Here is a 7,083-nt window from a genome sequence, read left to right as displayed (position 1 = left end):
AGCCGGCGAATTCGACCATGCCGCCACTGTATTACCGTTCCCATCGCATCCAGGTCCAGGGAGTTGTGGTGGGCGTGATCCGGAGGTACTGACGGCTCGGGACCACGTCTTCCTGATCGGCCGGCGCACCGCGCGCGGCACGGCATTGCTGCTGCTGCGCCGCTGGCTCGCGCCGATCCGCGGCCCGTGGACGCTGCGGGCGGTAGTCTCGCCGGCACCCCGGCGCCCGGCGCCGCACCCCACCACCTCAACCGACCAGCCCGCCGAGCCGGCGGCTGCGCCCGCAGATCGCGCCTCGACCACGTAGCGCCCGCCCAGCCCCAGCCCCAGCCCTAGCCCTGGCGGGCCGCTGCGGCGGCCCGCTGTGCGGCCTGCCGCAGCCGTTCGAGCGCCGTCCACCCTGCGCCTCCGTCGAGCGCCCGTTCCGCTTCCGCGACCCCATCAGCCAGGGATGGCGCCACATCCGCCAGGTACAATGCGGCGCCCGCGTTGAGCGCCACGGCCGCCCGGGCGGCGCCGCCCACCTGGCCGGCCAGTACGCCCTCGATGGTTCGAGCGTTCTCGGCGGGCTCGCCGCCCGCCAGCGCGGCGGGTTCGAGTTCTCGCCAGCCGAACGCTTTCTCAGGGTCGAGGGTGTAGCGGTCGAGCTGTCCATCGCGAAGTTCGAGGACATGGGTAAGCCCGACCGGACTCAGCTCATCCAAACCCGGCTCGCCGTGCACGACGAGTGCGCGCTGGTGGCCCAGCTCGGCAAGCGCGCCACCGAGGAGTTCGAGCTGTCCCGGATCCGGCACGCCCACGAGTTGCCGGCGCGCGCCTGCCGGATTGGTGAGCGGTCCGAGCAGATTCAGGATCGTGGGGACGCCCAGCTCCCGGCGCACCGGCCCCGCGTGGCGCATGGCCGGGTGCAGCAGCGGCGCGAACATGAAGACCATGCCTGCGCGCTCGAGGACTTCGGCCATTCCGGCGGGCGAGAGCTCGAGGGGCACGCCCAGCGCCTCGAGTACATCCGCACTGCCGCAGCGGGAGGTGAAGGAGCGGTTCCCGTGCTTGGCGATGCGGGCACCGGCGCCCGCCGCCACCAGCGCGGCGGCGGTCGAGATGTTGAAGGTCCTCACTTGCCCGCCGCCCGTGCCGCAGGTATCGACGAGCGGCGGCCCGTCCGGCACGGCGACGGGGATCATGGCCCGGCGCAGCGCCCGCACGCCGCCTGCGACCTCAGCCGCCGTCTCACCCTTGGTGCGCAAGGCCACGAGCAGGGCCGCGATCTGCACTGGGGAAGCGCGCCCCTCCATGACCGCGGTGAACGCGGCCTCCGCTTCTGCCGCGCTCAGGTCGTGTCGCGAGGCAAGCTTGCCGATCAGGGCGCCGAGCGGCGAAGCCTCGAGCGACCGTGGTCCGCCAGTCATAGCTGCTGCTCCGGGCTGGGGTTCAAACGCATAAGCTATTGCACGAAAGGCGATTATGTCAATTCGGGTGGGGGACGGGCGGGGGGCGGCATAGGCCGTGAGGGAGAGCCCCGCAGGGCCCGCGCGGTCGCTTGACACTGCCTCACCCGGTCCTACCTTTCCCCGGCGTGACGTCCCCCTCCGAGCAACGCGTGAAGCTGACGCTCCACTACGATGGTGCGGGCTTCGCCGGCTGGCAGGTGCAGCCGCACGCGCGCACCGTGCAGTCGGAGCTCGAGGCGGCGCTCTCACGACTCGCCGACCGGCCGACGACGGTCCTGGGCGCGGGCCGGACCGATCGAGGCGTGCATGCCATCGGCCAGGTGGCCTCCGCCCTGGTGCCGGGCAAGTGGGAGCCGGAGAGGTTGCGGCGCGCGCTGAATGCGATCCTGCCCGAGGACATCTGGGTGGCGGCGGCCGAGGAGGTCGCGCTCTCGTTTCATGCCCGCTACCATGCGCTGGCGCGAGCCTACGCCTATCAGGTAGGCACCAGCGAGAGCGCCCGCTCGCCTTTCCGGCGGCGCTGGTGCTGGCCGCTCGCCGAGCCGCTGGAAACCGGCGCCCTGAACCAGGCCGCGGCCGCGCTGGAAGGCGAGCATTCGTTCCGCGCCTTTGCCAGGGCCGGCCAGCCGGAGCGCGGCTGCCGCTGCACGGTGTACGCCGGCCGCTGGACGGAAGCGGAGGGGCGCGCGGTTTTCCATATCACGGCGAACCGTTTCCTGCACCACATGGTAAGATACCTGGTGGGTACCATGGTGGACGCGGCGCGGGCGCGCCGGCCGCCGGAAGACATTGCCCGGCTGCTGGCGGGGGAGCGGGGCCTCGAGACGTCGCCGCCGGCACCGCCCGAGGGACTTTTTCTGATCCGGGTGTATTACGCGCGCCCCGAGCTCGGGGCGGAGGAACAAGCCCATGAAGATCTTCCTTGACACTGCTGACCTGGCGGAGATCCGGCGCGCTGCCGAGGCCGGGCTCATCGACGGCATCACCACCAACCCGTCGCTGCTCTCGAAGGCGGCCGGCCAGCGTGGGGACCCCCGCGAGATCCTGGCTGCGATCTGCCGGCTGGTGGACGGCCCCATCAGCGCCGAGGTCGTCTCCCTGCAGTCCGACGAGATGGTGCGCGAGGGCCGGGAACTGGCGCGTATTGCCGACAACATTGTCGTGAAGACGCCACTTACGGAGCAGGGGCTGCGCGCCTGCCGCCGTCTGCGCAGCGACGGCATCCGCGTCAACGTCACGCTCTGCTTCTCACCCTCGCAGGCGCTGCTGGCCGCAAAAGCGGGTGCAACCTTCATCTCCCCGTTTGTCGGCCGCGTGGATGACGTCTCCTGTGACGGCATGGCGCTGGTGCGCCAGATCCTGCAGATCTACCGCAACTACGCCTTCGAGACCGAGGTCCTGGTAGCCTCGGTGCGCCATCCGCAGCACGTGGTCGAGGCCGCGCTCGCGGGCGCCCACATCGCCACGCTGCCGCCTAAGGTGCTGTACCAGCTCTTGCAGCATCCGCTGACCGATAAGGGGCTGGAAGCGTTCCTCAGCGACTGGGCCAGGCTCTCGCAGGAGCAGGGCGCAGTGTGATGCGCCTCCGCCGTTCCGTTGCTGCCCTGGGCTGGATCCTCGCGCTGGCCGGCGTGGCCTCCGCCATCGTGGTGAATCGCAGGCGCGACGCCTCCCCCGCCTCCCCCGCCCTCGAGCCGGCCGGGTGGGCGGCACAGGCTCCGGCGGGCCGCCAGCCTGCCGCCCCGCCCCCGCGCGGAGCGGCGGCCGCGGCGGCGCAGGCCGAGGTGGACGCCTCGCGGCGCACGGCCATTGTCCTGGCGGCTAACCGCGTGGCCGCAGCCGTGGTCAGCGTGAACGCCGTGCGCCGCGAAGCGGTGCAGCCCAGTTCCCTGTGGGAGCGCTTCTTCGTGCCGCCAGGCTACGAGCGGGAGGTCACCGGGCTGGGCTCCGGCTTCGTGATCAGGGAGGATGGCCTGGTCCTGACAAACGAGCACGTGGTGCGCGCCGCAGACCGTGTGGTCGTGACGCTCGCGGATGGGCGCGAGTATGAGGCAGAGGTGCTGGGCACGGACGAAGTCACCGACCTCGCGCTGCTGCGCGTGCGCGGTGCCGGCCGCGGTGACGCCCCGCTCCCGCTCGCGCCCCTGGGCGACTCGGACGATCTGGTGATCGGCGAGTGGGTTCTCGCCATTGGCAACCCCTTCGGCTATTTGCTGTCCAACCCGGAGCCCACGGTCACGGCCGGCGTGGTAAGCGGCGTGGGCCGCAACATCATCCCGGCGGGCGAGGGTGATCGGGGGTTCTACCTGGACATGATCCAGACGGACGCCTCCATCAACCCCGGCAACTCAGGCGGCCCGCTGGTCAATGCCCTGGGTGAGGTGGTGGGCGTCAACTCGTCCATCATCTCGAAGAGCGGCGGCAGCGAGGGCTTGGGCTTCGCCATCCCCATCAACCGGGCCCGGCGCATCGCCATGGATCTGCTGGATGACGGGCGCGTGCGGCGCGCCTGGGTGGGCATGGAGGTCGAAGCGACGGACGCGAACGGCGGCGGCCGCCGGCGCCGCGTGCGGATCGCCCACGTGGCGCCCGGCTCGCCCGCGGCCGCGGCCGGGCTTCGCGCCGGGATGGGCCTGCGCGCCGTGGCCGGCCGTATGGTACGCACACCGCTGGACTGGGAGGCCAGGCTGCTGGACGCGGAGGTGGGCCAGCCCCTCGAACTTACTGTGGGCGAGGATGCCGAGGATCGCACCGTGCGCGTCCGGCCCGCCGACCTGCCCTCCCTCACCGCAGAGCGGATCCGCGCCCTCGCCGATTTCGAGCTCGTGACGCTGACGCCGGCCATCCGCGCCGAACGCGGCCTCTCCGCCGAACAGGGCGCCCTCATTGTCTCGCTCTCCGGCGCGGCCCGTGAGCTGGGACTTCGCCCGGGTGACCTGATCCTGCAGGTCAACCGGCAGCCTATCCGCACAGCGGAGGAGGCGGCCGCGCTGATGCGGCGGCTGGCCGGCCGCGGCCCGGTGCGCGTGTTCTTCGAGCGCCGCGGCCAGATCGGGTCGACCTCCTTCTACGTCAGCGGCTGACCACGTGAGCGAACCGCGCGCAGGCAAAGTCGGACGTCGCACGGACCCGGAACCGGATCGGGAAAGCGCGGCGGCCGTCACCGACGACGTCGCCCCTCTGCTATCCGCCTACCGCGACCCCCTGCTCGAGCGCTACGCCTCGCCCGAGATGAGCCGCATCTTCTCGCCCGCCTACAAGTTCGGCACCTGGCGGCGCTTGTGGCTGGCCCTGGCGGAGGCGCAGTACGAGCTCGGCCTGCCCATCCCGCAGCCGGCGCTCGAGCAGATGCGCGCTCACCTCGATGACCTGGACCTCGAACGCGCGGCCCAGCTCGAGCGGCGGCTGCGGCACGACGTGATGGCCCACATCCATCTCTTTGCCCAGGCCGCCCCCGCAGCCCGCGGCATCATTCACCTGGGCGCGACCAGCGCCTACGTCACGGATAACACGGAGCTGCTCCAGCACCGCGATGCGCTGCGACTGCTGCTCGAGCGCCTGCTGGCGTGCGTGGCCGCCCTGGCGGCGTTCGCCCGCCGCTACCGAGACTTGCCCGCGTTGGGCTACACCCACTTTCAGCCCGCGCAGCCCACTACGGTCGGGAAGCGCGCCACTTTGTGGCTGCAGGACCTGCTGCTGGACGTCGAAGAGGTCGAGCACCGCCTGGCCACACTCCGCTTCCGCGGCGCGCGCGGCGCGACGGGCACGGAGGCGTCGTTCCTCGAGCTCTTCGGCGGCGACCATGCCCGGGTGCTCGAGCTGAACCGCCGCCTGGCCGGGAAGCTCGGCTTCGAACGGCTCTACGCCGTCACGGGGCAGACGTACCCGCGCAAGACTGACTTCGCGTTCCTGGCCACGCTGGCCGGGATCGCGGCCTCCGCATCCAAGTTCGGCCACGACGTGCGGCTGCTGCAGCATTTGCAGGAGGTCGAGGAGCCTTTCGAGGCCGAGCAGGTCGGCTCCTCGGCCATGCCCTACAAGCGGAACCCCATGCGCGCCGAGCGCATGGTCGGTCTGGCGCGTCATGTTATTGCACTTTCGCTCGACCCGGCCTACACCGCCGCGTCCCAGTGGCTCGAGCGCACGCTGGACGACTCGGCCAACCGCCGCATCGCGATCCCGCAAGCGTACCTGGCCACGGACGCGATCTTGCTGCTGATGTACGACGTCGCCGGGGGACTCGCCGTCCGGCCCGCAGTGATCCGGCGCCGGCTGCTCGAAGAGCTGCCCTTCCTGGCCAGCGAGTGGATCCTCATGCGGGCGGTAAAGGCCGGCGGCGACCGGCAAGCGCTGCACGAGCGGCTGCGGCGCCACGCCCACGCGGCGGCGGAACGGATGAAAGAGGAGGGCGCAGAGAACGACCTGTTCGAGCGCATCGCGGCAGACGAGGCATTCGCCTTGTCCCGCGACGACATGGTGGACATGCTGGATCCCGCGCGCCACGTGGGCCGCGCGCCGGCCCAGGTGGACGAGTTCCTGAAGGAGCACGTCCAGCCGCTCCTCGCGCGCCACGGCCCGATGGTGCCGCCACCGCGGCCGCCGAGTTAGGGCTCCCGCGACGAACCATTAAGGACATGGGAAGCGACGAATCTCGATCGTCACAGCTCTTGGGACCCAAGCAGGATCAGTCCAGACACGCGGACGCTCGGGATATCCGCCCGACTTCCCTCGAGCGGACAGAGCTGCCCCTCCCCCTCCTCGCGCGCGGGAAGGTGCGCGACGTCTACGCCGTGGGGGAGGACCGCCTGCTGCTGGTGGCAACGGATCGGATCAGCGCCCTGGACTTCGTGCTCAGCCCGCCCGTCCCCGGAAAGGGGGAGGTGCTAACGCAGCTCACGGCGTGGTGGCTGGCGCAGCTCGAGGAGGCGGAGCCTCACCATCTGCTGTCGGTCGATCCCGACGTGATCACCGCCCAGGTGCCCGCCCTGCAGGACTCGCGGGAGGTCTGGACCCGCCGCTCGATGCTGGTGCGACGGACCAGGCCGCTCCCCATCGAGTGGGTCGTGCGCGGCTATATCTCCGGCTCGGCGTGGAGGGAGTACCGCCGCAGCGGCAGCCTGGCGGGCGAGCCGCTGCCGCCCGGACTAGTCGAGAGTCAGGCGCTCGAGCCCGCTGTCCTCTCACCCGCCACCAAGGCCGCCCACGGGCATGACGAGAACATCCCGTACGGGCGTGTCGAGGCGCAGTTCGGGCCGGAACTGGCTGCCGGGCTGCGCCGGCGCAGCCTCGCCCTCTACGCCCAGGGGCGCGAGCGCGCGGAGGCGGCAGGCATCATCATTGCCGACACGAAGTTCGAGTTCGGTGTGCTGCCCGACGGCACGGCGCTGCTGATCGATGAGGTGCTGACGCCCGATTCGTCCCGGTTCTGGCCGCGCCGGAGCTACTCGCCCGGCCGGCCCCAGCCCTCGCTGGACAAGCAGCCCGTGCGAGACTACCTGGAACGCCTCAGGTCAGATGGCCGATGGAACGGCGCCGCGCCGGTACCGGAGCTGCCGCCAGACGTGGTGCAGACCACGGCGCGCCGCTACCGGCAAGTTTTTCACCAGTTGACCGGCTGCTGGCCGGAAGAGTT

The 7,083-nt window shown here is 71.4% G+C and carries 6 protein-coding genes; 5 read left to right on the top strand and 1 reads right to left on the bottom strand.

Translation table 11 applies throughout. The features are described from left to right. Positions 1-332: 332 nt before the first annotated feature. Positions 333-1,409 carry an anthranilate phosphoribosyltransferase gene (gene trpD, locus HY703_07965; GenBank protein MBI4545113.1) on the bottom strand — a complete coding sequence of 359 codons (1,077 nt, stop codon included), beginning with the start codon at positions 1,407-1,409 and terminating at the stop codon, positions 333-335. Positions 1,410-1,600: 191 nt separating this feature from the next. On the opposite strand from trpD, the gene truA reads away from it, so the two are divergent. From truA to HY703_07940, 5 genes are all read left to right on the top strand, one after another. Continuing rightward, positions 1,601-2,377 (top strand): tRNA pseudouridine(38-40) synthase TruA, encoded by a 777-nt coding sequence (gene truA, locus HY703_07960; GenBank protein ID MBI4545112.1) that lies wholly within the window; start codon positions 1,601-1,603, stop codon positions 2,375-2,377. After that, positions 2,361-3,029, top strand: a complete 669-nt coding sequence (gene fsa / locus HY703_07955) for a fructose-6-phosphate aldolase (protein ID MBI4545111.1) — start codon at positions 2,361-2,363, stop codon at positions 3,027-3,029. Before truA ends, fsa begins: the two co-directional genes overlap by 17 nt. Then, the gene (locus HY703_07950) at positions 3,029-4,534 is read left to right on the top strand and encodes a trypsin-like peptidase domain-containing protein (protein MBI4545110.1); all 1,506 of its coding nucleotides are present in this window, start codon (positions 3,029-3,031) and stop codon (positions 4,532-4,534) included. Before fsa ends, HY703_07950 begins: the two co-directional genes overlap by 1 nt. A gap of 97 nt (positions 4,535-4,631) precedes the next feature. Continuing rightward, a complete protein-coding gene (locus HY703_07945; protein ID MBI4545109.1) occupies positions 4,632-6,059 on the top strand; it encodes an adenylosuccinate lyase in 1,428 nt (475 codons plus the stop codon). A 26-nt stretch (positions 6,060-6,085) separates the two neighbouring features. After that, positions 6,086-7,083 (top strand): phosphoribosylaminoimidazolesuccinocarboxamide synthase (locus HY703_07940; protein ID MBI4545108.1); only part of this gene is annotated, 998 nt, incomplete at its 3' end.

Source organism: Gemmatimonadota bacterium (genome assembly GCA_016209965.1).
Lineage (GTDB): Bacteria > Gemmatimonadota > Gemmatimonadetes > Longimicrobiales > RSA9 > JACQVE01.
Note: the sequence above shows the minus strand (reverse complement) of the source record. Positions and strands in the feature narration are given on the sequence as shown.

What these genes read in the sequence shown, in the direction of transcription:
- fsa (MBI4545111.1), top strand. Translation starts at nt 2,361, where the DNA reads ATGAAGATCTTCCTTGACACTGCTGACCTGGCGGAGATCCGGCGCGCT.
- HY703_07950 (MBI4545110.1), top strand. Translation starts at nt 3,029, where the DNA reads ATGCGCCTCCGCCGTTCCGTTGCTGCCCTGGGCTGGATCCTCGCGCTG.
- trpD (MBI4545113.1), bottom strand. Translation starts at nt 1,409, where the DNA reads ATGACTGGCGGACCACGGTCGCTCGAGGCTTCGCCGCTCGGCGCCCTG.